The organism is Sporosarcina sp. FSL K6-1522, from assembly GCF_038622445.1.
In the GTDB taxonomy this organism is placed as follows: Bacteria; Bacillota; Bacilli; order Bacillales_A; family Planococcaceae; genus Sporosarcina.
The window spans coordinates 3,755,125-3,778,056 of the sequence record NZ_CP152019.1 but is presented as its reverse complement, the minus strand read 5'-3'; the positions used below and the strand labels follow the sequence as shown (position 1 = coordinate 3,778,056).

Below are 22,932 nucleotides of genomic sequence, written 5' to 3'. Positions count from 1 at the left end.
AAGTTCAACTTATATAGACAGATCATCAGAAAAGAGGAATTGAATTGGCAATACGTGAAATTGTGGAGCATCCGGCATCGGTTCTCCAACAGAAATGTAAAGAAGTCGTGAAATTTGATAAGAAACTGGCAAAGCTCCTAGATGATATGCATGACACAATGGTGGCGGCGGACGGCATCGGCTTGGCAGCACCACAAGTCGGGGAAGCCATTCGCGTTGCAATCGTTGATATGGGCGAAGGACAAGATGTCATTGAAATGGTCAACCCAGTTGTAACAGCAATCGGTGGTTCTGAAATTGAAGTCGAAGGTTGTCTCAGCTTCCCAGGACTGTACGGCGAAGTCGAAAGACCTTTCTTTGTACGCGTAGAAGCGCAAGAACGTGACGGTTCATTATACGAAATCGAAGCAGAAGATTATGAGGCGCGTGCCATTCTGCATGAAATTGACCATTTAAATGGTGTGCTATTCGACTCGAAAATTATACGAGTGGTAGATCCATCGGAATTTGAAGAAGTGGATGAAGACGAGTTGGAAGGTGAATTATCATGACGCGAATCGTTTTTATGGGAACGCCGGACTTTTCAGTTCCAGTCCTAACGATGTTACATGAAGCAGGACATACCATTGCGGCGGTCGTTACGCAGCCAGATCGACCAGTTGGACGGAAGCGCGTATTAACGCCTCCACCTGTAAAGGCGGAGGCATTGCGACTTGGATTACCGGTTATTCAGCCTGAAAAACTAAAAGGTTCTGCTGAATTGGAAAAAATCATTGCACTGCAACCAGAGCTAATCGTGACGGCGGCATTTGGTCAAATTTTACCGAAAGAATTGCTAGAAGCACCACGCCTTGGCTGTATTAATGTCCATGCTTCCCTGCTACCTAAATACCGAGGGGGCGCACCGATTCATCAGTCAATCATGGACGGTGAAACGGAAACAGGCGTCACGATTATGTATATGGTCGAAAAATTGGACGCAGGCGATATCATTTCACAAGTAGTCGTACCAATTTCCGAAACAGATCATACAGGTAGCATGTTCAATGCATTGTCTGAAGCAGGTACAAACTTATTAAAAGAAACGTTGCCTTCTATTATAAATGGCACAAACGAACGTATCGTTCAAGACGAATCACGCGTGACGTTTGCACGTAACATTTCCCGTGAACAAGAACGCATTGACTGGTCTACAGGCGGGAAAGCCATCTACGATAAAATTCGTGGACTGCACCCTTGGCCAGTTGCCTATACCGTATTCCAAGGAGAAAACGTCAAAGTCTGGTGGAGTGAGAAAGTTGCCTCACAAGTCGAGGCAGCGCCCGGTACAATTATTAAAATCGAACAAGATCGCATCATTGTCAAAACAGGTGACGATGTCGCGCTTGCCATTACGGATCTCCAACCAGCCGGCAAAAAACGGATGTCAGCGGATGTTTTCATTCGTGGAACCGGATCTAAATGGAACGAAGGAGACCAATTCGAATGAATACAAGACCGAAAAAGAAAATATGGAACGGCAATGTCCGCGATGCAGCCCTTTCCATTCTAATGGAAATCAATAATAACCAAGCGTACAGCAATTTATTACTGCACAGAACGATTGAGAAGTATGGTATTGAAGCGAAAGATCGTGGCTTATTGACGGAGTTGACATATGGCACACTTCAGCACCGCATGACGCTTGACTATTATCTTGAACCGTTTGTACGTGGAAAATTGGACGGTTGGGTACGAGAGCTTCTACGTTTGTCAATTTATCAAATTGTTTACCTGACGAAAATTCCACCGCATGCTGTCGTTCATGAAGCGGTTGAAATCGCTAAAAGACGTGGCCATAAACGTATCGCACCGACTGTGAACGGCATTCTTCGTTCGATCTTGCGTAGCGGCGTGCGTTCGTTGGATGATATGGCAGATGGGATTGCAAAAATCGCGATTGAAACAAGTCATCCAGAGTGGTTGATTGCAAGATGGTGTGAACAATACGGGATTGAAGAAGCAACCGTGATGGCACATGAAAACAACAACCCGGCAGCGATGACGTTACGTGTCAATACAGCGAAAACGACGAAGGAGCAGGCAATTGCCTTGCTTGAATCGGAAGGTATTGAAGTGAGACATGGAGAAGTAGTACCTGAATGTATTATTTCGATAAGTGGTAATCCGGCAAGTACGGAAGCTTATAAAAAAGGCTGGATTACGATTCAGGATGAAAGCTCGATGTTGCCGATACTTGCACTGGACGTAGCACCGGGGATGAAAGTACTCGATATGTGCGCAGCACCAGGCGGGAAGACGACCCATATCGCTGAAAAGATGAAGAACGAAGGTGAAGTGTTCGCGCATGATGTCCATCAGCATAAACTGGCGCTGATTGAAGCGAATGCCAACAGGCTAGGATTGACGTCTATTGAAGCGAAAAGTGGAGATAGTCGTAAACTTGCTGAACAGTATGAGGCGGCTTCATTTGACCGTATTTTAGTCGATGCACCGTGCAGTGGTCTAGGGGTAATTCGTAGAAAGCCTGAGATCAAGTATAATAAGACAGAAGCTGATTTCCACGGATTGACGGATATTCAAGCGGATTTATTGGATACAGCGTATGAATTGATTAAACCGGATGGCTTAATTGTATACAGTACGTGTACAGTAGAGCGCACAGAAAATCACGGTATGGTAGAAGGGTTCCTTGCGCGTCATTCAGATATGGAGAAAGTTCCGTTAGCGAAATTGACAGGCATGGAAAAATTGGTGATTGAAGACGATATGCTTCAAGTGCTTCCACAACATTTTGGAAGCGATGGTTTCTTTGTGGCGGCTTTTCGAAAAAAGACCGTGTAAGGAAGCGTGAAGCAAGAAAGAGGGGATACACGTTGCAATTCGAAGTACTGACGGATATCGGCAGAAAAAGAACAGTCAACGAAGATAGTGCAGCGGTCTATACGCTTCCAGATGGAGTTCTTCTTGCGGTCATTGCGGATGGTATGGGTGGTCATCGTGGTGGCGATTTTGCGAGTTCGACGGCCATTCAAGTCATTGGTGAACAATTTATGAAACTAGATCTTTCACAGTTGAAAGAGCAAGAGGATCGTGCGGAATGGCTCATAGAAGCGGTTCTTCATGTGAACCGCTTATTGTACGATACCGCAAATAACAATGAGGAATACAAAGGGATGGGTACTACGCTTGAAGCGGCGCTTATTCAAGGGCGTTCGTGTTTAGTTTCACATATCGGGGATAGCCGTGTCTATGCGATTAATAAAGAAGGTGTGCGTCAAGTAACCAAAGACCATTCCTATGTGAATATACTACTTGATAGCGGTGAAATATCAGAAGAAGAGGCTGCGGTCCATCCGCAGCGCAATTGGATTATGAAAGCAGTCGGTTCGGAAAGAACGATTGAGCCAGATCTTTATTCAATTGACTTGGATGAAGAAACGTATTTGTTGCTGTGCACGGACGGTTTGAGCAACAAAGTAGATAAGCAATTAATGCAGGAGATTGTGTTGTCTGACGCTAATTTGCGTGACAAGACGGAAGAGCTTGTGGACTTAGCAAACCAAATGGGTGGAGAAGATAATATTTCTGTTATTTTAATTGGTCCTACCGGTATGGAGGTGACCCAGCCATGATTGGAAGCAGGGTCGGGGGACGTTATGAAATCATTCGAAGCATTGGCGATGGCGGGATGTCGAAAGTGTATCTTGCGCACGATGTCATCTTGGACCGCGACGTTGCCATTAAAGTGCTGAATTATGATTTTGCACATGAAGAAGAATTGAAGAGAAGGTTTCAACGGGAAGCGCTGTCAGCGACCAGCCTGACACATCCGCATATTGTGGATATTTTTGACGTAGGTGAGGATGGTGAACTTCATTATTTAGTGATGGAGTACATCGAGGGTCAGACGTTAAAGCAGTTTATCCAGACGAACGGTCCACTGCCGCCGAAACAGGCGTTACCAATTATGCAACAGCTAGTGTCAGCGATTGCAAATGCGCATCACAATGGCATTGTGCACCGTGATATTAAGCCGCAAAATATTTTGATGGATGCAGATTACAATGTGAAAATTACGGATTTCGGCATTGCGATGGCGCTAAATGCGACCGCGTATACGAAAACAAACTCGGTAATCGGCACAGTCCATTACTTGTCGCCGGAACAAGCACGTGGTGGAATGGCAACGAAGAAGTCGGATATTTATTCGCTCGGGATTGTGTTCTACGAATTGTTAACGGGAGAATTACCATTTTCAGCGGAGACCGCGGTTGCGATTGCGTTAAAGCACTTACAAGAAGAAACACCATTAGTAAGAGCGATGTTCCCTGAGATTCCGCAAAGTGTAGAAAACGTTATTTTAAAAGCAACGACAAAAGATGCCGCGAATCGTTATCGTTCTGCAGATGAGATGTATGATGATTTACTGACTGTCCTAGATCCCGAACGGGCAGAGGAGCCGAAATTTGCTGTTCCGTTCGATGATGATAAAACACGGGCCATTCCCATTGTGAAGGACGATGTGAAGTTTGAAAATGTGGAAGCAACCAAGAAAATCGAACCTGTTGTTGTCGAGCCACCTGCAACAGTGAAGAAGAGACGGAAAAAGTGGCCTATTATTGCAGGGGCTATTGTTGGTGTACTCGCATTAGTACTTTTAGTAGTGATCTTTTTGCCAGGGATTTTATCCCCTAAAAAAGAGGAGATTCCAGAAGTTGCAGGGGTTGAAGAAACGGTGGCAGTGGAAGCGTTGGAGCAAGAGGGATTCAAGGTTGGGAAAAGAATCGAAGAGCTCTCTGACGAATTTGAAGCGGGGCAAGCGATTCGGACAGACCCTAAAGCGGGAACGAAGCGAGCAGTTGGCTTTGAAGTTAATCTTTATATTAGTACGGGGAAAGAAACGATGCAGCTTGAAAATTACACAATGCGTGATTATGAAACCGTGCGTAACTTGTTGGCGCCGTTAGAATTTAAATCTATTAGGCCCGATCAAGTTTTTGATGATGAGCCAGCAGGAACGATTCTTAAACAAAGTCATGAAGCGGGTGAAGAAGTTGTCCCGGGTGACACGGATCTGATATTCACAGTGAGTAAAGGACCAGAGACGCAGCGACTGGGCAATTTGCAAGGCTTTGATAAGAAGCAATGGACGGATTATGCTGCAACTTTAGGCATTGACATTAAAGTTGTGCGAGAAGTCTATTCTCCTACGATCGCGAAAGGACATATTATTTCGCAAGTGCCCTTAGCAGGTACTGAAATTTTGAAAGGCGACAAAGTAGAAGTTGTCATTTCAAAAGGCGAAGAAAACAAGCCGATTAAAACGTCTTTTAAGCAAGTGACGATTGAATACAAAGAACCGGCAGTACCGAACGTAAACGACGAGGATGTGGAGGACGAAGAGACGGAAGTAGATGTAGAAGTAGAGCCGCCAACTTCGCCACCAGTCAGGACGCCGCAAGTTATTCAAATTTATATACAGGATCGGACGCATTCGATAGAGAAGGTATTTGAACAATTTACGATTACTGAAACGACACAGAAGCAACTGAAAATTGAATTGGCGGAAGGGCAGCGAGGGGCCTACAAGGTTTTGCGTGACGGTGAGCTGATTGCCCAAGACTCGTTCAATTACGGTGACCTTAACTAGAAAGAGGGATTGGATGCCAGAAGGCCAAATTAGAAAAGCGATTAGTGGGTTTTATTATGTGGAGCAAGATGGAGAATTAATACAGTGTAAGAGTCGTGGAGTTTTTAGAAATCGGGGTATACATCCTCTAGTGGGCGATATCGTGACGTATGTACCTGATGGGGATAATGATGCGCTCATTACGGCTGTCCATGAGCGGCGTAATGAGTTGGTACGCCCGCCGATTTCTAATATCGATCAGGCGTTGCTGGTGTTTTCGATGGTGGAGCCGGCTTTTAGTCCACATTTGCTCGATCGATTTCTCGTTGTGGTGGAATCATTTGGTATCAAGCCCGTCATTTGCTTGACGAAAAAAGACTTAGCAACTGCTGAGGAACTGCGGATGGTGGAAGAGGCGGCAGCTTACTATCAGCAAATCGGCTATGATGTCGTGATCACATTTATCGACGATGAACAGCTGACAGACATCTTGCAGCCTTATATGGAAGGGAAGACGACTGTCCTTGCGGGGCAGTCAGGTGTTGGTAAGTCCACATTATTGAATACGGTATTACCGGCACTGGATTTAAAAACGGGTGAAATTTCGGAAGCGCTCGGCCGTGGAAAGCACACGACACGTCATGTGGAGTTGCTTGATATTTTAGGTGGTCTTGTTGCGGATACGCCGGGCTTTAGCTCACTTGATTTCGATCATATTGACAAGGAAGAACTCTCCCATTATTTTATAGATATGGCTGAAGTAGCAGCGGAGTGTAAGTTCCGTGGATGCTTGCATTTGAAAGAGCCAAAGTGCGCAGTGAAAGAAAAAGTGGAGACAGGAGAAATTCCGTGTCACCGTTACGATCATTATTTGCAATTTATGCAAGAAATATTGGACAGGAAGCCGAGGTATGATAAACATGATTAAAATAGCACCTTCAATTTTAGCAGCGGACTTTTCAAAACTTGCCGATGAAGTAAGAGAGGTAGAGGCGGCAGGCGCAGAACTTATTCATATTGATGTGATGGATGGTCATTTTGTTCCGAATATTACAATGGGGCCGATCGTTGTAGAGGCACTAAGACCTGTAACGAAATTACCGTTGGATGTTCACTTGATGATTGAAAATCCCGATGCTTATATTGAGCAATTTGCGAAAGCGGGAGCGGATTATATTACGGTTCACGTAGAAGCATGTACGCATTTGCATCGCACGCTGCAATTAATTAAGTCGACGGGTGTGAAATCGGGTGTTGTCTTGAATCCGCATACACCGGTTGAAGCCATTCAACATGTTCTAGAAGAAGTGGACATGGTATTGTTTATGACGGTTAATCCAGGATTTGGCGGTCAGAAATTCATCCATTCCGTTCTTCCGAAAGTGAAGCAACTTGCGGATATCATTCGTGAACGTCAGCTACCCATTGAAATTGAAATTGACGGCGGTGTGAACGAAGAAACAATCGTACCTTGTGTTGAAGCAGGTGCAACCATTCTTGTAGCTGGATCGGCGATCTATAGCGCGCCGGATCGTGCGGAGGCTTTACAGCGCATTAAAGCAGCTGGTGAAGGAGCGGTGAAGCGATGACATATGTGGTTGTATGCGCGGGAGGACCTGAAGCGGAAATTCCAGATTTGACGCAGTATCTACAAGAAGATACGGTGTTTATTGGGGTGGATAGAGGGGCGCTACATCTGTTGAAGAGAGGGATTACGCCACATGAAGCGGTTGGTGATTTCGATTCGGTTACGAAGAACGAATATGATGCGATTGCGGATATAGTTCAGATAATGGATCAATACGGTTCGGAGAAGAACGAAACCGATACGGAACTTGCGGTAACGCGTGCGCTTACGTATCAGCCTAAACGGGTGATTTTAACAGGGGTTACTGCAGGGCGACTGGATCATATGGAATCTGCTTTGCATCTCCTCTATCGACTTCAAACGCAACATACACATACAACATTTGCTATCCACAACACGACGAATGAGTTGTCGATGCTTAAGCCAGGTGTCCATAGGATTACTGCCGAGGAGCGTTTGCCCTATATTTCATTTTTCCCATTTGGAGGCAGTGTTAGTGGATTGACGCTGACAGGATTTAAATATGAAACAGTGGATGAACGGCTTGAAACAGGCATGACGAAATTTACTAGCAACGAACCCGCTACAGAAGTCTGTACTATCTCCTTTAGAGAAGGCATATGCTTAATGGTAAGGAGTTCAGATTCCTGAAAGGAGTGGGGAATTGCGAGTTTATACATTTACGATGCCGAAATTTGTGAGTGGTTTCGTTAGAAAGTGTTTGGTCGTATTTCAAAAAGAAGAACAACCAAAAGCGACTGCGAGCAACAGGAATAAAAAGAAAAGAAGAGAAAAAACACCGGGCTGAAGAAATTCAGCCTGGTGTTTTATTTCTGTCCTTATTCAAATATCAGATGTAACGCGTTGTGTTGCATTAAACTGAATAGAGTCAGACAGTTCCTGGAATCAAACGCGTTGAACTTTACCAGATTTAAGGGCTCTTGCAGAGACCCATACACGTTTAGGTTTACCGTTAACAAGAATACGGACTTTTTGAAGGTTCGCACCCCATGTACGTCTGCTTGAGTTCAATGCGTGGGAACGCGTGTTACCTGTACGGGCTTTGCGTCCTGTAATAGCACATTCTTTAGCCATAATTAGTACCTCCTTGCGAATGTTGATTAAGCAATTCACTTCTGTATTCGCATACCATAATAATGTATCATATGGTATGCGGTGTTGCAACCCTTTTTACAACATCTTTCAAGGAAAATACCTTTACACGTTTTAAAACCGGATAGAGAGTCGTACAAGCCTTCGAAGAAGCTTTCTTTTATTCTGATTACAGATATAGTACAATGAAAGCAGTGAAAAAGATGCAGGGGGGACATAACCATGTCAGTTGAAGTGCAAAACGAATATGGCAAAATCGATATTACAAACGACGTCATCGCCCAAGTAGTAGGAGAAGCGGCTATCGAATGTTATGGAATTGTTGGCATGGCTTCAAGGCATCAGATCCGAGACGGGTTAACTGAAATACTTCGGAAAGAAAATTTCGCTCGTGGGGTCATCGTTCGCAATGTCGGCGATGAGACACATATTGACATGTATGTAGTTGTTGGGTATGGTACGAAAATCTCAGAAGTTGCCTACCAGGTCCAATCTAAAGTAAAGTATGTCTTGCAAAAGACAGTCGGCATGACTGTGAAATCTGTTAATATTTTTGTCCAGGGAGTCCGAGTGACAAACCTGTAGAAGGAGGAAGTAATTTCAATGAAGTCCATAGATGGTTTGAAGTTTGCAGAGATGGTGAAGATGGGAGCGCATAATCTTTACCAAAATGCAGACTACGTCGATTCGCTAAACGTTTTTCCAGTACCTGATGGTGATACTGGTACCAATATGAATTTGTCCATGACATCAGGAGCGAAAGAAACGGCAGAAAATGCGGTTGCTCACTTAGGGAAGACTGCACAAGCGTTGTCAAAAGGTTTGCTAATGGGAGCTCGTGGGAACTCGGGTGTTATTCTTTCACAGCTGTTTCGTGGTTTTGGAAAACATATCGAAAACGAAGCATCCGTCAACGGTGTGCAATTTGCAACTGCTTTGAAGTACGGTGTTGAGACAGCTTACAAAGCAGTTATGAAACCTGTTGAAGGGACGATTTTGACAGTCGCAAAAGATGCTGCGAATGCTGGTGTAGTACAAGCTGCGTCGACTGAAGATATCGTAACAGTCATGGAAGCAATTGTGGAAGAATCGAAAGCATCGCTTAAACGGACGCCGGATCTATTGGCAGTATTAAAGGAAGTTGGCGTCGTGGATAGTGGCGGACAAGGTCTCGTCTATGTGTACGAGGGCTTTTTGGCATGCTTGAAAGGCGAAGCGCTTCCGGAGAGAGCAATCGTTGAATCGATGGACGATCTAGTAAATGCGGAGCATCATCGCAGTGTACAAGGCTTCATGAATACCGAAGATATCGAATTTGGTTATTGTACGGAGTTTATGGTGAAATTTGAAGACGAGAAACTTCAAGCGAACCCATATGATGAGTCAAATTTCCGCCAAGCACTAAGTCAATTTGGGGATTCTCTATTAGTGATCTCTGATGAGGAAGTTGCAAAAGTACATATCCATACCGAAGAACCAGGAGATGCACTGAATTATGGACAGAAATTTGGTTCATTGATCAAAATAAAAATTGAAAATATGCGCGAGCAGCATATTGAAATTGTCGGAGAGAGTCATTCGACACAAGAAGTGGAGAAAAAAGAAGCGGTTAAGCATCCTTATGCAGTTGTTACGGTAGCGATGGGATCCGGGATTGCGGAATTACTAAAAAGTGTAGGCGCATCAGCTGTCATTGAAGGTGGACAAACGATGAACCCTTCAACGGAAGATATCGTCAAAGCGATTGAGGCTGTTGGCGCAGAACGAGTGCTTATTTTGCCGAACAACAAAAATATTATTATGGCTGCGGAACAAGCAGCTGAAGTAATTGGCATCGAAGCAGCTGTTGTGCCGACAAAAACAGTTCCGGAAGGACTTGCTGCGATTCTTGCGTTCAATCCAGAGGCGGAAGTGAGCGTCAATGCCGCTGCGATGAAAGAGGCGGCATCATTCGTTAAAACAGGACAAGTTACGCATGCGGTACGCGATACATCCATTGATGGTGTCGACATTCAAAAAGATGACTTCATGGGCATCTCAGGTGGCAAAATTATCACGTCAACACCTTCGCTTGACGACGTTATGAAGACGCTTCTATCCTCACTTATTGACAAAGATGATGAAATCGTCACAATTCTTTATGGTGAAGATGTTAGCGAAGAAGAGGCATCCTCGATTGTTAGTTACATTGAGGAGCATTTTGACCATATCGAAGTAGAATTGTACAATGGGAAGCAACCGTTATATCCTTATATTATTTCAGTCGAGTAATGACTAGAAAAGCAGTGCGCCATTAACAGAGGCGCGCTGCTTTTTTGAAAGAAAAAGAAAGGATAGGCTTTCCTTATAAACTTATTGTCTAGGTCCCGGGTGCCAGCCGCTTGGAGGCTCACAGGACGTGAGTTATGCAGTCGTTGCCGCAGGAAGCGGCGCACTCTTAGACTGTGCTCCTTGAAGCAAGCCGACTGTGTGGCAAAGAACGCCACGTCGTCGCCCTACCTTATGCCTTTCGCGTCTAAACGGGCGCCTTGCGCTTTTCGTTTAAAAACATTTTTTGTTTTATACTAATTTTTGAGGTAAAATAGGTATGTAGGACTTAATTTAAAGGGGGCCGTGTTTATGAAATTCAGATCAGTTTTCGAAATTATCGGGCCGGTCATGATTGGGCCGTCCTCTTCACATACTGCGGGGGCAGCGAGGATTGGACGGGTGGCACGTACTTTATTTGGTCGCCAGCCAGAGTGGGCACGGATTCATCTTTATGGATCATTTGCGGAAACGTATAAGGGGCATGGAACGGACGTTGCGATCATTGGTGGTTTGCTAGATTATGATACTTTTGATGAGCGTATCAAAACAGCATTTACGGATGCGAATCAGTTAGGCATGACTTTTGAGTTTGTTCCAGAAGAGGAAGAAGCCATTCATCCGAATACGGCTCGTCTTGTGATTGGGGATAGTCAAGGGACTATGGAATTGGTCGGCATCTCGATTGGTGGCGGGACGATGGAAGTCGTCGAGTTAAATGGGTTTCCATTGAGACTGTCTGGGCACTACCCAGCACTGCTTGTTGTACATGATGATCGTTCCGGGGTTATTGCAAGCGTTTCCAATGTGATTGCCATGCAAGGCATGAACATTGCACATATGGAAGTGGGCCGGAAGGAAAAAGGGGAGATGGCATTGATGGTCATCGAGGTCGATCAAATCATCGATGCGACATTACTACATGAATTGCAATCATTGCCGCATGTTACGCAAGTTTCGACATTAGCGAACTAAGGAGGAAAACATACATGGAAGTACTATTCGGTACGGTAAAGGAGCTTGTTGCACTTGCAGAAGCGCAAAACAAGCCGATATCAGAAATTATGATTGAACAGGAAATGCTTATTACGAAACGTACACGGGAAGAAATTATTGCCCAAATGGATAATAATTTAACGGTGATGGAAAGTGCCGTGGAAAAAGGATTGCAAGGTGTAAAGTCGACTTCTGGATTAACAGGCGGAGACGCAGTCCTTATTCAAAATTATATCGCGTCTGGAAAATCATTATCAGGTGATTTAATCATGGATGCGGTGAGTAAAGCGGTCGCGACGAACGAAGTCAATGCGGCGATGGGAACAATTTGTGCTACGCCGACTGCTGGTGCAGCGGGAATTGTACCTGGGACATTATTTGCAGTCAAAAACAAACTGAATCCAACTCGCGAACAAATGATCAATTATCTCTTTACGTCGGGGGCATTCGGCTTTGTTGTTGCCAATAATGCGTCAATTTCGGGTGCAGCAGGTGGTTGTCAGGCGGAAACAGGCTCAGCAGGTTCTATGGCGGCTGCAGCAATCGTTGAAATGGCAGGAGGGACGCCACAACAAAGCGCTGAAGCATTTTCTATCGTTATGAAAAATATGCTTGGTCTCGTTTGTGATCCAGTTGCGGGCCTTGTGGAAGTCCCATGCGTAAAGCGTAATGCTATGGGAGCAGCGAAAGCGCTTGTTGGAGCTGATATGGCACTTGCTGGAGTTGTCAGCCGCATTCCAACAGACGAAGTGATCGATGCGATGTATCGAATCGGGCAAACGATGCCATCCGCATTGCGCGAAACAGCTAAGGGGGGACTAGCTACAACACCAACGGGCAAAGCGCTTGAAGCGGAGATATTCGGTAAAGGGAATGCTCAAAGTGACGCAGTCCATTCATGATCCTGTTACGACGATAAAGGGAGTCGGAAAAGTGGCGGGACAGCAGTTTGAGGCGCTGGGAATTACGACGATTGGAGACCTTGTACGAGCATTTCCCTATCGTCATGAAGATTTTCGATTAAAGGATTTGACCGAAACACCACATAATGAACGGGTTACGATTGAAGGAAGGGTCGAAAGTGAGCCTTCCGTTCTTTTTTTAGGGAAGAACAAATCACGTCTACAAGTCCGACTGCTGGCAGGACCGCATCTTGTGAAGGCGGTCTTTTTCAACCAGCATTATTTGAAGGATCGGCTCGCCCTTGGCAATGTTGTGACGGTTACGGGGAAATGGGATCGTGGGCGACAAGTGATCAATGTGAGTAATTTTAAAGATGGGCCGAAAACAGAGCAAGCTGATTTTGAACCGGTCTACAGTTTGAAAGGGGCTATGCATCAAAAGACCTTTCGTAAATTTATGCGTAATGCGCTAGATGCGGTAGTAGGACAACACGAAGAGTCACTTCCGGCAGACATTCGAGAAATGTATCGATTACCAGGGATGGAAGAGGCGCTTGAAATGATGCATTTTCCGACGAGCCCACAAGACGTTAAGCATGCGAGACGACGCTTTGTTTATGAGGAACTGTTGCTCTTTCAATTGAAAATGCTCGGTATGAAAAAAGCGCGGAAGGAAGCCGAAAAGGGTGTAGCCATTGACTATGACTTGGCGAAAGTAAAGCACTTCATCGCCTCTTTACCATTTGAATTGACGGCAGCACAGAAGCGTGTTGTAAACGAATTATGTGCAGAGCTTAAAAGCCCTATTCGGATGAATCGTCTATTGCAAGGTGATGTAGGTTCTGGGAAAACGGTTGTGGCGGCAATTGCCTTATACGCTACGATTACAGCCGGATTTCAAGGTGCATTAATGGCGCCGACAGAAATTTTGGCTGAGCAGCATGCCGCTTCGCTTGCTGAATGGTTGGAGCCACTGGGGGTGACGGTGGCATTTCTCGCGGGTTCGACAAAAGGAAAAGCGCGGAAAAATTTGCTGGAGCAACTGGAATTAGGGGAAGTGGATCTACTAATTGGAACGCATGCGCTGATTCAGCCGGATGTTGTCTTCAAAAATCCTGGACTTGTTATTACGGATGAGCAACATCGCTTCGGTGTCGAACAGCGGCGTATTTTGCGAGATAAAGGCCTCCATCCAGATGTGCTCTTTATGACGGCGACGCCAATTCCGAGGACGCTTGCCATCACAGCGTTTGGTGAGATGGACGTATCCATTCTCGATGAATTGCCGGCAGGAAGGAAAAAAATCGAAACACATTGGTTAAAAGAAGATTCGCTTCTTCCGGTTTTGCGGAAGATGGAAAAAGAGCTACAAGCAGGGCGTCAGGCATACGTCATTTGTCCGTTGATAGAGGAATCGGATAAGTTGGATGTCCAAAATGCGGTCGATGTACATAGTCAACTTTCAACATATTTTAGTGGCAAATATGCAGTGGGCCTTATGCATGGACGACTCCATGCGGATGATAAAGATGCCATTATGCGGGATTTTAGCGAAGGGAATATCCATGTACTCGTGTCGACGACTGTCGTAGAAGTAGGTGTCAATGTACCGAACGCTACATTTATGTTGATTTATGATGCGACACGATTTGGTCTTGCACAGCTTCACCAGTTAAGAGGTCGTGTGGGGCGTGGTGCAGAGCAATCCTATTGTGTGTTGTTGGCGGATCCGAAAACAGAAGAAGGTAAAGAACGTATGCAATCCATGACTGAAACAAATGATGGCTTTGTTTTGGCGGAAAAAGACTTAGAATTACGCGGGGCGGGGGACTTTTTCGGGAAAAAGCAAAGCGGTATGCCGGAGTTTCAAGTGGCCGATCCTGTTCATGATTACAGGGCGCTGAATACGGCTCGTGAGGATGCGGAAAAGTTGTTGGCATCTACGCATTTTTGGGAAGATGAAGCATATACGATTCTTAGGTCGCAGCTCGAACAATCAGGTGCTCTTAGTGGTGGCAGAATTGACTAAAAGAATGCAAAAGGAGAATACCTCTTGCATTCTTTTTTTCGTCTTTATATACTACTATTAGTACCAAGTGCTAATCCGGAAGGTGAAACGATTGAGAATGCCTAAAAAGGAAAGGCAACGACAGCTTGGATTGTTGCTTGAAGAAAACCCGTTCCTAACAGATGGGGAATTAGCGGAGCATTTTACGGTCAGCGTCCAGACGATACGATTGGATCGACTAGAGTGTGGCATCCCTGAATTGAGAGAACGGCTAAAAACGGTTGCATCAAGAACGATGCAAGAAGAAGTGAAGTCACTTCATTCAGACGAAATTATTGGCGACATTGTTGATATTGAACTTGATAAAAGAGCGTTGTCCATATTCGATGTGACGGCAGATCATGTCTTTCAGCGCAATGGCATTGCACGAGGACATCATCTTTTTGCGCAAGCAAACTCACTTGCTGTTGCGGTGATGGATGATGATTTGGCGTTAACGGTGAAATCGACCATCCACTTTTTAAAGCCTGTCAAAGCGGGGGACCGAGTAGTCGCACGCGCCGAGGTGAAAAAAGAAAGTTTGTTGGAAAGAAGAACGCTCGTCGAAGTGATTTCGACCGTCAGTGATGAAACAGTATTCACCGGCGAATTTTATATGTATCGGACGACTGACAAGAAGCGGGAGGAATCGAAATGATTATAGCGGTAGACGGAATGGGTGGGGATCATGCGCCCGAGGCAATCATTGCGGGTGTACTCGACAGTCTAGATGCATTCAATGATATACACATACATATTTATGGAGATGAACAGGTGATGGCTCCTTTTTTAAAGGAACATGCTCGTTTAAAGGTGATCCATTGTACGGAAATAATTGAACCAGATGATGAGCCTGTGCGTGCAATTCGACGTAAAAAGGATGCCTCCATGGTGAGAATGGCACAGGCGGTAAAAGATGGAGAAGCAGATGCTTGCGTATCGGCGGGGAATACAGGTGCGTTAATGGCAGCTGGCTTGTTCGTGGTTGGCCGCATTGATGGTATTGAACGCCCTGCGCTTGCACCGACATTGCCGACGATTGATGGCACAGGTTTTGTCATGCTGGATTTGGGCGCAAATGCAGATGCGAAACCGTCTCATCTTGAGCAATATGCCATTATGGGAAGTATTTATGCGGAAAAAGTACGGGGCATTGACAAACCGCGTATTGGTTTATTGAATATCGGAACTGAAGAAGGCAAAGGGAACGAATTGACGAAGGTGGCATTTGAGTTGTTAGCAAAAGCGCCCATCAATTTCATCGGCAACGTTGAATCACGTGAATTGTTAAATGGTGTTGCGGATGTTGTGGTGACGGACGGCTTTACGGGAAATGTCGTGTTGAAAACGATTGAAGGGACGGCATTATCCTTCTTTTCTATGCTGAAAGAAGTGTATGGCGCTTCTTTGAAATCCAAATTATCTGCTGTGCTCGTGAAAGACGGGTTGCGCGGTTTGAAAACAAAAATGGATTATACGGAGTACGGCGGAGCCGGTTTGTTTGGCTTGAAATCACCTGTCATCAAGGCGCATGGCTCTTCCAATGCCAATGCGATTTTGAATGCAGTTCGCCAAGCACGGACAATGGCGCAGTACGATGTTTGTGGAACAATTCGTGAAACGATTGGAAAGGTGGATAAACAATGACAAAAGTGGCATTTATTTTTCCGGGACAAGGATCGCAATCGGTTGGGATGGGGCAAGAATTCAGCGAAACGCATGCGGGCAGCAAGCATTTTTTGGAGCAAGCGGACCAAGTGCTGAATTTTCCATTGAGCAAACTGATTATAGAGGGGCCTCAAGAGGAGCTGACGCTAACGTATAACGCTCAGCCAGCGCTTCTAACAGTCGGTTCGATGATTGCGGCACGATTAGTCGAAGAAGGCATTACACCAGCGTATACAGCGGGGCATAGCCTCGGAGAGTATACAGCGCTAGTGGCATCGGGGGTAATGTCATTTGAAGATGGCGTATCAGTTGTCCATAATCGCGGTTTGTACATGAACGAGGCGGTTCCAGCTGGTGAAGGTGCCATGGCTGCCATTCTAGGCTTGGATGGCGAAAAGCTTAAAGAAGTAACAGATGCTATTACGGCGGAGGGTTTTGCGGTTCAACCGGCTAACTTGAATTGTCCTGGACAAATTGTCATTTCAGGAACGAAAGCAGGCGTTGAAAAAGCATGTGTGCAACTGAAAGAAGCGGGCGCAAAAAGAGCGATTCCGCTTGATGTAAGTGGACCGTTCCATTCTTCACTTATGAAACCGGCTGCTGAAAAGTTAAGTGCAACATTGGCTAATGTAGAAATGAAAAACGCTGCGATTCCCGTCATCGCCAATGTGAATGCGTCTGTTGTAGAAAATCACAATGACATTCAACAATATCTGGTCGAACAATTGTATTCTCCTGTTCTTTGGGAAGATTCTGTCCGTACACTGCTTGAACTTGGCGTTACGCATTTCATCGAATGTGGTCCAGGTAAAGTATTGAGTGGATTGGTGAAAAAAATCGATCGCAGTGCTACAGTACTACCGGTCTATGATGAAGAAACGTTACAAGCGGTAATCGAAGCATCGAAAGGGTGGTCGTAATGGGAAGATTTGCAGGGAAAGCAGCAATCGTTACAGGAGCGTCACGCGGAATTGGTCGTGAAATCGCGTTGTTACTTGCACAAGAAGGAGCACGTGTGGCTGTAAACTATAGTGGTAGCAAAGATCGGGCTGACGAAGTGGTTAACTTGATCACGGCTGCTGGTGGAGAAGCTTTCGCGATTCAAGCGGACGTTTCGAATGCGGATAGTGTGAAAGAAATGGTCGATAAAACGCTAGAGACGTTTGGCTCGATTGATATTCTTGTGAACAATGCAGGAATTACGAGAGATAATTTACTAATGCGTATGAAAGATGACGAGTGGGATGATGTCATCAGCATTAACTTAAAAGGCGTATTCCTTTGTACGAAAGGTGTCACACGTCAAATGATGCGCCAACGCGCTGGAAAGATTGTCAACGTGGCATCAATTGTTGGCGTTTCTGGCAATGCTGGACAAGCAAACTATGTGGCAGCCAAAGCGGGTGTCATTGGCTTTACGAAGACGGCGGCGAAAGAGCTTGCCTCTCGGAATATTAACGTCAATGCCGTTGCACCTGGTTTCATTACAACAGACATGACGGATGCTTTGAACGAAGATGTTAAAAGTCAGATGCTTGGGGCAATTCCACTTGGCAAGTTGGGAAGTCCAGCAGATGTAGCGAAGTCCGTTCTGTTTTTATTATCAGATGATGCAGCTTATATTACAGGACAGACTATCCATGTTGACGGTGGCATGGTAATGTAATAAAGGTGTTTGTGTATTTGGGGTGTCTAGCTCCAGGCGCCAGCTCCTCGAAGGCTCACAGGATGTGAGTTACGCAGTCGTTGCCGCAGGACGCGGCGTTCCTAGACTGTGTTCCTCGATAGCAGTTTAACTATGTGGCAAAGAACGCCACGTTGCTACACCGACTTATGCCTGTCGGGATCCTACAGGATGTAGGTCACGTAACCGTTGCCGCAGGAAGCGGTGAACTTAGGTCACGTCCTATAAAACCGGCGCCTTCCGCATTGCATTTCTTGAGGGGAGGTGACAAATTTGTCAACAGTACTTGAACGTGTAACGAAAGTAATCGTCGATCGCCTAGGTGTCGATGAGAGTGAAGTGAAACCAGAAGCTTCTTTCCGTGACGATCTCGGCGCAGATTCACTAGACGTCGTAGAGCTTGTAATGGAATTAGAAGATGAGTTCGAAATGGAAATTTCCGATGATGACGCTGAAAATATTTCAACGGTCGGTAATGCAGTTTCGTATATCGAATCGAAAGTAAAATAAGGTGTAATCCGACGGAGACGCTTTCGTCCTTTCCTACTAGAAAGGACTGAAAGTGTCTCTTTTCGGTTGTGTATGAATCTTTTTTGCACTAAGGCTAAGAAAAGGGTAAAATTATATGCATTATGTACGAAAGGCAGAATCGATTATGACCAATAAGCGCAACTACAGAGAAAAGAATACAAACGCATCTTTACCGGTAGCGGTGAGGAATAAGTTTGATGAGTTACAAGCGAGATTAGCGATTCCATTTATCGATAAATCATTGCTATATAATGCCTTTACGCATTCATCATATGTGAATGAGCATCGGAGGAAAAATTTCACCGATAACGAAAGACTTGAATTTTTAGGAGATGCAGTGTTAGAGCTAGGTGTGTCTCGGTTCCTTTATTCAACAGAGCCTAATATGAGTGAAGGAGAACTGACGAAATTACGTGCGGCAATTGTTTGTGAACCCTCTCTTGTGAAGTTTTCGAATGAGCTAGGTTTTGGCGATTATATACTTCTAGGAAAAGGCGAAGAACAGACGGGTGGCCGAATGCGTCCTGCCCTTCTTGCTGACGTCTTTGAGGCATTTATAGGTGCTTTGTACATAGACCAGGGGATGGAAGCGGTAACCCCCTTCCTTGAACAAATTGTCTTTCCGAAAATCAGCGTCGGTGCTTTTTCGCATGTGATGGATTACAAAAGCCGTCTGCAAGAAATTGTTCAGCAGACAAATAGCGGTCAACTTCTATACGAAATCATCGAAGAAAAAGGCCCTGCTCATGCCAAGAAATTCGTGACGGTTGTTCGACTTGGTGAACAGCAGCTGGGGTCTGGTCTAGGGAAATCGAAAAAAGAAGCCGAACAAGAAGCAGCTCGCCATGCAATTCAAGAATTGAAGGGTCGGCAGGCTGAAGGAGAGATTTAATCGTGTTTCTTAAAAGAATTGAAATTATGGGTTTCAAATCATTTGCAGAGCGTGTCGGCATTGATTTTGTCCCGGGTGTAACAGCCATTGTCGGTCCGAATGGTAGCGGGAAAAGTAATATTACGGATGCTATTCGTTGGGTGCTAGGTGAACAGTCCGCGAAATCGCTACGTGGCGCTAAAATGGAAGATGTCATTTTTGTCGGTAGCGATTCCCGAAAACCACTTAATTTTGCGGAAGTAACGCTCATTTTTGATAACAGTAAAGGATTATTTCCACTTGATTATACGGAAATCAGTGTCAGTCGACGCGTTTTTCGTTCAGGTGAAAGTGCCTATTTATTGAACGGTCAACAATGTCGGCTCAAAGATATTAATGATATTTTTATGGACTCAGGTCTTGGAAAAGAAGCATTTTCGATTATTTCGCAAGGCCGGGTTGATGAAATATTAAATAGCCGTCCAGAAGATCGACGGAGTATTTTTGATGAAGCAGCTGGCGTTCTGAAATATAAAACGCGAAAAAAGAAAGCAGAGCATAAACTGTTTGAAACAGAGGACAATCTGGATCGAGTGCTTGATATTTTAAAAGAATTGGATACGAGAATTGAACCGCTAAAACATAGTGCGGAAGCAGCTGAAAAGCATAAGGTACTATCGGAAGAGACACGAGAAGCTGATGTACTATTGCTCAACTATGATGCAGGGAATTTGCGCAGTAAGCTCCTTGCTGAATTTGAGCAAGCTGAGCAGCTCGATCAAGAGAAAGAACGACTAGAAAATGAGGCGAAGACTGCCGAAGAAGCTTCTACCAAGTTGAGTACACAACTTGCAGATATCGATAAAGAAGTGGAAACGCTCCAAAGGAAGCTTGTCGAGGCAACGGCTACAACTGAGAAATGGGAAGGTCGACGTCTGTTATCGCTTGAAAAACGACGGAATGCAGACCAACAACTGGAGCGACTGCAACTGGAGTTGGCAGCTGCCGAAAAAGAACGTACGGAATTAGTGGGAAAACTGAAGCTAGCACGCGAGAAACAGATTGTGAATGAAAAAGAATATGGGGCAATATCCGTAGAGATGGATGGTATTTCCCAAATTTTGAAACGGTCGGTTAAAGAAACAGAAATTGAAATTGAAGAGTTGAAGTCATCGTATATTGATCGATTGAATGAGGAAGCGACGATCCGCAACGATTTGAAACATATGGATGAAAATCTTGAAGGGGAAAAGTCATCTTCTGAAAGGATTTTACAACAAACGGCCACGTTAAAAGAGCGACTTCAGGGGTTAGCTACAGAGAAGGCTTCGAGGGTAAAGAAGCTCGCTGAATTAAAACAGCAGTTGACGACAACAGATCAGGCTTATCGACAATCGCTACAAGCAGCTCGAAAAGCGGAAGCTGAACTCGGAAACCAGCAGGAACTCATGCAACATGCACTCAACAAACAGCATGAGATGCGTGGGCGTTTGCGTGCATTAGAAAGCATGGAAGCGGATTTCTCTGGTTTTTACTCAGGTGTGCGGGAAGTGCTTGTTGCAAAAAAATCTAACAAGTTATCTGGTATTGATGGTGCCGTTGCAGAACTAATTTCTGTTGACAAAGCGTATGTCAAAGCCGTTGAAACAGCACTTGGCGGTGCAATGCAGCATATTGTGACAGCGACAGAACAAGAGGCGAGGAAGGCAATCGGCTATTTGAAGGCGAAAAATGCTGGTCGTGCGACATTCCTTCCTAGAGATGTCATGAAGTCGCGGAAAATTCAACCGTCTACGCTAAGTACGGTTGCGCAACATCCTGAGTTTATTGGGACGGCGGATGGTCTCGTACAAACGGAAAAAGCGTATACCATTATTACGGAAAATTTGTTAGGGAACACGATTGTTGTTAAAACGCTTGCTGGTGCCTCTGCTATCGCGAAAATGCTTGGCTATCGTTTCCGTATCGTGACAATTGATGGGGACGTTGTGAATGCTGGTGGTTCGCTTACAGGAGGCGGTGTGAAAGGACAGGCATCTGTCTTTACGCGAAAAGCCGAGCTGGAAACTTTGAAGGTCCAGTTGACGCAAATGGCTGATTCCATTGAAACAGCTACTATGAAAATTGGCGATACCAAAATGGCGGTTGCGAAAAATTTACATGAAACAGAACAACTGCGCACGTTGACAGAAAGTCTACAAATGGAAGTAGCTACTGCTGAATCGGCTGTTCGAGAAACGGATATATCTATCAAAGCTGTTGAATCAGAAGTGGCTTCGATGGAAATCGGCAGACGTGGGGTTGAAAATACGGGTACGGAACTTTTGAAAGCGAAAGCGGTTTTGCAACAACAACATGGGCAAGTGAAAAAGGTACTCGAAACAATCCAAGTGGAAGTGGAAACACTTGAGCGTTTGGCGGCTGATCGACGTAACGAAGAAGCGACGTTGACGAATCGATACAACAAGTTACGTGAACAAATCGCTGTTTTACGCGAACAGCGGGCGCACCAACAAGCATCTATTGCTGACATGGAACAATCCTACGAGCAATTGGAACACAAGCTTGCTGCATTACAGGATGAACAGCAATTTTTCACAGGAAATGCGGAAGGTAAAGAGTTAACTGCGGAAGAAATCGCTGGGAAGATTGATAAAGCGTTTACGGACAAAGTATCGATTGAACTGGCGATTGAGCAAGGGCGAGAGCAGCGTAAAGAGTTGGCAGAGAACATGGATAAAATGGTTACGTCGCTGCGGCAGCTGAGAAATCGTGCTAGTGAAGCGAATACTGCTTTGAATGCGGTGACCGTGTCTATCTCTCGCCTTGAGGTAAGGTACGAAGCGATTACAGAGCGTTTACTCGATGACTATGGTTTGTACCCGGACACGGATATCGCAGCTGATTTCGATGAGCAACAGACGAGGGACAAGGTTGAGCAATTGAAAAATGAGTTGAACGCTTTAGGTCCTGTTAACCCGGGTTCCATCGTTGAATATATGGAGGTTTCAGAGCGTCATCAGTTTTTGACTGAGCAAAGAAATGATTTGCTTGAGGCAAAAAATACGTTACATGAAGCCATGGCTGAAATGGATACGGAGATGACACTTCGATTTTCGACGACGTTTAATGCAGTTCAGAATCGATTCCGACATGTATTTAAAGAGATGTTTGGTGGTGGAGATGCCGATTTAATCCTCACGCAACCGGGGAACCTGCTTGAAACAGGTGTCGATATTGTTGCGCGGCCACCAGGAAAGAAATTGCAAAATCTAAGTCTGCTTTCTGGTGGAGAACGGGCATTGACAGCAATCGTCCTTCTCTTTTCCATTATCGAAGTGCGGCCCGTACCGTTTTGTATTCTCGATGAAGTCGAAGCGGCACTCGACGAGGCCAATGTCATACGTTACAGTAAATATTTGAAAAAGTTCTCTGAGAAGACACAATTCATCGTCATTACGCATCGAAAAGGGACGATGGAAGGTGCAGATGTGCTATACGGGATTACGATGCAAGAATCGGGTGTCTCGAAGCTTATTTCTGTCAAACTTTCGGAGATACCAGAAGAAGCCATTATGTAAAGGAGTGTAGGT

22 protein-coding genes are annotated in these 22,932 nt (G+C 45.1%); 21 read left to right on the top strand and 1 reads right to left on the bottom strand.

Annotated features, from left to right (window positions below; all coding sequences use genetic code 11):
• Window positions 1-44: 44 nt before the first annotated feature.
• From def to spoVM, 9 genes are read left to right on the top strand one after another with little or no spacing between them, the layout of a single operon-like run.
• Window positions 45-551, top strand: coding sequence for a peptide deformylase (gene def / locus MKY34_RS18855; protein WP_342512652.1), 507 nt, complete (start codon window positions 45-47; stop codon window positions 549-551).
• Entirely contained in the window at window positions 548-1,489 is a 942-nt protein-coding gene (gene fmt, locus MKY34_RS18850; protein WP_342512651.1) for a methionyl-tRNA formyltransferase, read from the top strand. The genes def and fmt overlap by 4 nt, the downstream gene beginning before the upstream one ends.
• Complete coding sequence (gene rsmB, locus MKY34_RS18845) at window positions 1,486-2,844, top strand: 16S rRNA (cytosine(967)-C(5))-methyltransferase RsmB (RefSeq protein WP_342512650.1); 1,359 nt, start codon at window positions 1,486-1,488, stop codon at window positions 2,842-2,844. Before fmt ends, rsmB begins: the two co-directional genes overlap by 4 nt.
• A 32-nt stretch (window positions 2,845-2,876) precedes the next feature.
• On the top strand, window positions 2,877-3,635 hold the full coding sequence (locus tag MKY34_RS18840) for a Stp1/IreP family PP2C-type Ser/Thr phosphatase (protein WP_342512649.1): 759 nt from the start codon (window positions 2,877-2,879) through the stop codon (window positions 3,633-3,635).
• Window positions 3,632-5,653, top strand: coding sequence for a Stk1 family PASTA domain-containing Ser/Thr kinase (gene pknB / locus MKY34_RS18835; protein WP_342512648.1), 2,022 nt, complete (start codon window positions 3,632-3,634; stop codon window positions 5,651-5,653). The genes MKY34_RS18840 and pknB overlap by 4 nt, the downstream gene beginning before the upstream one ends.
• 13 nt (window positions 5,654-5,666) lie before the next feature.
• Complete coding sequence (gene rsgA, locus MKY34_RS18830) at window positions 5,667-6,560, top strand: ribosome small subunit-dependent GTPase A (RefSeq protein ID WP_342512647.1); 894 nt, start codon at window positions 5,667-5,669, stop codon at window positions 6,558-6,560.
• The gene (gene rpe / locus MKY34_RS18825; RefSeq protein ID WP_342515301.1) at window positions 6,553-7,221 is read left to right on the top strand and encodes a ribulose-phosphate 3-epimerase; all 669 of its coding nucleotides are present in this window, start codon (window positions 6,553-6,555) and stop codon (window positions 7,219-7,221) included. Before rsgA ends, rpe begins: the two co-directional genes overlap by 8 nt.
• A complete protein-coding gene (locus tag MKY34_RS18820; protein ID WP_342512646.1) occupies window positions 7,218-7,871 on the top strand; it encodes a thiamine diphosphokinase in 654 nt (217 codons plus the stop codon). Before rpe ends, MKY34_RS18820 begins: the two co-directional genes overlap by 4 nt.
• A gap of 13 nt (window positions 7,872-7,884) precedes the next feature.
• On the top strand, window positions 7,885-8,028 hold the full coding sequence (gene spoVM, locus MKY34_RS18815) for a stage V sporulation protein SpoVM (protein ID WP_342512645.1): 144 nt from the start codon (window positions 7,885-7,887) through the stop codon (window positions 8,026-8,028).
• A gap of 98 nt (window positions 8,029-8,126) precedes the next feature.
• On the opposite strand, the gene rpmB is transcribed toward spoVM, so the two are convergent.
• Entirely contained in the window at window positions 8,127-8,315 is a 189-nt protein-coding gene (rpmB, locus tag MKY34_RS18810) for a 50S ribosomal protein L28 (protein ID WP_342512644.1), read from the bottom strand.
• Between the two features lie 240 nt (window positions 8,316-8,555).
• Between rpmB and MKY34_RS18805 the strand changes: the two genes are divergently transcribed.
• The 12 genes from MKY34_RS18805 (at window position 8,556) to smc (ending at window position 22,920) form a co-directional block, all read left to right on the top strand.
• Window positions 8,556-8,918: an Asp23/Gls24 family envelope stress response protein gene (locus tag MKY34_RS18805; RefSeq protein ID WP_342512643.1), complete on the top strand. Its 363-nt coding sequence runs from the start codon at window positions 8,556-8,558 to the stop codon at window positions 8,916-8,918.
• A gap of 18 nt (window positions 8,919-8,936) precedes the next feature.
• The gene (locus MKY34_RS18800) at window positions 8,937-10,604 is read left to right on the top strand and encodes a DAK2 domain-containing protein (RefSeq protein ID WP_342512642.1); all 1,668 of its coding nucleotides are present in this window, start codon (window positions 8,937-8,939) and stop codon (window positions 10,602-10,604) included.
• 348 nt (window positions 10,605-10,952) lie between these two features.
• Window positions 10,953-11,615, top strand: a complete 663-nt coding sequence (gene sdaAB, locus MKY34_RS18795) for an L-serine ammonia-lyase, iron-sulfur-dependent subunit beta (protein ID WP_342512641.1) — start codon at window positions 10,953-10,955, stop codon at window positions 11,613-11,615.
• Between the two features lie 14 nt (window positions 11,616-11,629).
• The gene (gene sdaAA / locus MKY34_RS18790) at window positions 11,630-12,538 is read left to right on the top strand and encodes an L-serine ammonia-lyase, iron-sulfur-dependent, subunit alpha (RefSeq protein ID WP_342512640.1); all 909 of its coding nucleotides are present in this window, start codon (window positions 11,630-11,632) and stop codon (window positions 12,536-12,538) included.
• Entirely contained in the window at window positions 12,519-14,567 is a 2,049-nt protein-coding gene (gene recG / locus MKY34_RS18785; RefSeq protein ID WP_342512639.1) for an ATP-dependent DNA helicase RecG, read from the top strand. Before sdaAA ends, recG begins: the two co-directional genes overlap by 20 nt.
• A gap of 91 nt (window positions 14,568-14,658) precedes the next feature.
• Window positions 14,659-15,243 (top strand): transcription factor FapR, encoded by a 585-nt coding sequence (gene fapR / locus MKY34_RS18780; protein WP_342512638.1) that lies wholly within the window; start codon window positions 14,659-14,661, stop codon window positions 15,241-15,243.
• Window positions 15,240-16,232, top strand: coding sequence for a phosphate acyltransferase PlsX (gene plsX / locus MKY34_RS18775; protein ID WP_342512637.1), 993 nt, complete (start codon window positions 15,240-15,242; stop codon window positions 16,230-16,232). The genes fapR and plsX overlap by 4 nt, the downstream gene beginning before the upstream one ends.
• The gene (gene fabD, locus MKY34_RS18770) at window positions 16,229-17,173 is read left to right on the top strand and encodes an ACP S-malonyltransferase (RefSeq protein ID WP_342512636.1); all 945 of its coding nucleotides are present in this window, start codon (window positions 16,229-16,231) and stop codon (window positions 17,171-17,173) included. Before plsX ends, fabD begins: the two co-directional genes overlap by 4 nt.
• A complete protein-coding gene (fabG, locus tag MKY34_RS18765; RefSeq protein ID WP_342512635.1) occupies window positions 17,173-17,919 on the top strand; it encodes a 3-oxoacyl-[acyl-carrier-protein] reductase in 747 nt (248 codons plus the stop codon). Before fabD ends, fabG begins: the two co-directional genes overlap by 1 nt.
• A gap of 291 nt (window positions 17,920-18,210) precedes the next feature.
• A complete protein-coding gene (locus tag MKY34_RS18760; protein ID WP_342512634.1) occupies window positions 18,211-18,447 on the top strand; it encodes an acyl carrier protein in 237 nt (78 codons plus the stop codon).
• Window positions 18,448-18,592: 145 nt separating this feature from the next.
• A complete protein-coding gene (gene rnc, locus MKY34_RS18755; protein WP_342515300.1) occupies window positions 18,593-19,360 on the top strand; it encodes a ribonuclease III in 768 nt (255 codons plus the stop codon).
• A 2-nt stretch (window positions 19,361-19,362) separates the two neighbouring features.
• Window positions 19,363-22,920, top strand: coding sequence for a chromosome segregation protein SMC (gene smc, locus MKY34_RS18750; RefSeq protein ID WP_342512633.1), 3,558 nt, complete (start codon window positions 19,363-19,365; stop codon window positions 22,918-22,920).
• The last annotated feature ends 12 nt before the right edge of the window (window positions 22,921-22,932 follow it).

Excerpts from the sequence above, each read along its gene's own strand:
- fmt (WP_342512651.1), top strand. The coding sequence starts at position 548 with ATGACGCGAATCGTTTTTATGGGAACGCCGGACTTTTCAGTTCCAGTC.
- rsmB (WP_342512650.1), top strand. The coding sequence starts at position 1,486 with ATGAATACAAGACCGAAAAAGAAAATATGGAACGGCAATGTCCGCGAT.
- pknB (WP_342512648.1), top strand. The coding sequence starts at position 3,632 with ATGATTGGAAGCAGGGTCGGGGGACGTTATGAAATCATTCGAAGCATT.
- rsgA (WP_342512647.1), top strand. The coding sequence starts at position 5,667 with ATGCCAGAAGGCCAAATTAGAAAAGCGATTAGTGGGTTTTATTATGTG.
- rpe (WP_342515301.1), top strand. The coding sequence starts at position 6,553 with ATGATTAAAATAGCACCTTCAATTTTAGCAGCGGACTTTTCAAAACTT.
- MKY34_RS18820 (WP_342512646.1), top strand. The coding sequence starts at position 7,218 with ATGACATATGTGGTTGTATGCGCGGGAGGACCTGAAGCGGAAATTCCA.
- rpmB (WP_342512644.1), bottom strand. The coding sequence starts at position 8,315 with ATGGCTAAAGAATGTGCTATTACAGGACGCAAAGCCCGTACAGGTAAC.
- MKY34_RS18805 (WP_342512643.1), top strand. The coding sequence starts at position 8,556 with ATGTCAGTTGAAGTGCAAAACGAATATGGCAAAATCGATATTACAAAC.
- MKY34_RS18800 (WP_342512642.1), top strand. The coding sequence starts at position 8,937 with ATGAAGTCCATAGATGGTTTGAAGTTTGCAGAGATGGTGAAGATGGGA.
- sdaAB (WP_342512641.1), top strand. The coding sequence starts at position 10,953 with ATGAAATTCAGATCAGTTTTCGAAATTATCGGGCCGGTCATGATTGGG.
- sdaAA (WP_342512640.1), top strand. The coding sequence starts at position 11,630 with ATGGAAGTACTATTCGGTACGGTAAAGGAGCTTGTTGCACTTGCAGAA.
- plsX (WP_342512637.1), top strand. The coding sequence starts at position 15,240 with ATGATTATAGCGGTAGACGGAATGGGTGGGGATCATGCGCCCGAGGCA.
- fabD (WP_342512636.1), top strand. The coding sequence starts at position 16,229 with ATGACAAAAGTGGCATTTATTTTTCCGGGACAAGGATCGCAATCGGTT.
- fabG (WP_342512635.1), top strand. The coding sequence starts at position 17,173 with ATGGGAAGATTTGCAGGGAAAGCAGCAATCGTTACAGGAGCGTCACGC.
- rnc (WP_342515300.1), top strand. The coding sequence starts at position 18,593 with ATGACCAATAAGCGCAACTACAGAGAAAAGAATACAAACGCATCTTTA.